At 74.7% G+C, this 1,160-nt stretch carries 1 pseudogene; it reads right to left on the bottom strand.

Annotation, left to right across the window (positions count from 1 at the left end):
* Nucleotides 1-1,101 (bottom strand): annotated as a pseudogene (locus tag D7V97_RS43175) (hypothetical protein); the annotation flags it as partial.
* Between the last annotated feature and the right edge of the window lie 59 nt (nucleotides 1,102-1,160).

Here is a 1,160-nt window from a genome sequence, read left to right as displayed (position 1 = left end):
GTACAGGCCCACCATGAGGGCCGCGGGCGCCAACTGCCGCGTGGCCTCCTCGTACTCGCCCCTGGCGAGGGACGCCCCGCCCCGCGCCGTCCCCGCCACCAGGTGGTAGAAGCCCAGCGGCACGCCGAAGGAGAGGTGGTCGAAGGACGCCAGGGCCACGTTGCCCGGCGCGAAGGCTCCCAGGTACTGCGCCTGCTCCACCTCCTGGTACGCAGCCCGATAGGTCGGTGGCAGCTGCGGGGGCAGCGCCGACGCGTCCACGCTCCGGCTTCCGCCGACGAGGGGAATGGAGGCCGCGACATCATCCGCGGCCCTTCCCAGCCCGCGCGCGATATCGCCCGCACGGAAGTCTCGCTCCGGGAAGTCAGCGAGGGCCATGCCCCGCTGCTTCAGCTCCTCGCGGACCACCTCCATGGCCCCCAGGGCGCGCTTGAGCAGCTTGTCCTCGGCCAACAGGCGCAGCAGCTGTCGCACCTCGTCGTCGTGGGTGGTGTGGAGGACGAAGAGGGCGAGGACTTCCGCCTGGGCCAGACCGTGCTTCTCGACGGCGGTGGAGAGGAAGGCCGCGCGTTTCTGGAGGAGGACGCGGGCGGCCTCGGCCTCCAGGGGCCCCAGGGCGCCCAGCCGGACGGCGTTCCAGTCCGAGAGGGCCTCCACCAGCCGGGGCATGTCCGCCTCGCGCTGCAAGGCCAGGAAGGCCGCGGGCGTGGTGCACTCCAGGAAGGGCGCCAGTACCGCCTCCTCCGAGTCCAGGTGCGGCCAGCCCGAGGGCACTTCCCCGCACGCGCCTGCCAGGGCGCCCACCCCACGCAGGGGCGTCGTCTCGCCTCCGCCGGGGCTCGGGGGAGACGGCGAGGCCCGGCGGCGGTGCAGCAGCGGCCCGACTTCGGGCTCCTCGTCGGAGAAGTCCTCGAGCGCGTCGTCCTCGGGGAGACTCGCGACGGCACCGCGCCCCAAGGCCGCCAGGGGCGTCAGGCCCGAGACAGCAGCCAGGGTGCTCCCAGGGCCCGCCCGAGCGGGCAGCGAGGCACACCCCGCCGTGAGGAGTGCCAGGGCCAGCACCAGGCCGGCGCCGCCGCGCGACAGTCGCTCAGCGCGCATGGTCCACCCCCAGCCCCACGGCCGCGAAGGCACCCGGCCGCAGCGTCCCCTCCGGCGTG

The organism is Corallococcus sp. CA053C (genome assembly GCF_003611675.1).
Lineage (GTDB): Bacteria > Myxococcota > Myxococcia > Myxococcales > Myxococcaceae > Corallococcus.
This window is presented reverse-complemented; position numbering and strand designations above follow the sequence as displayed.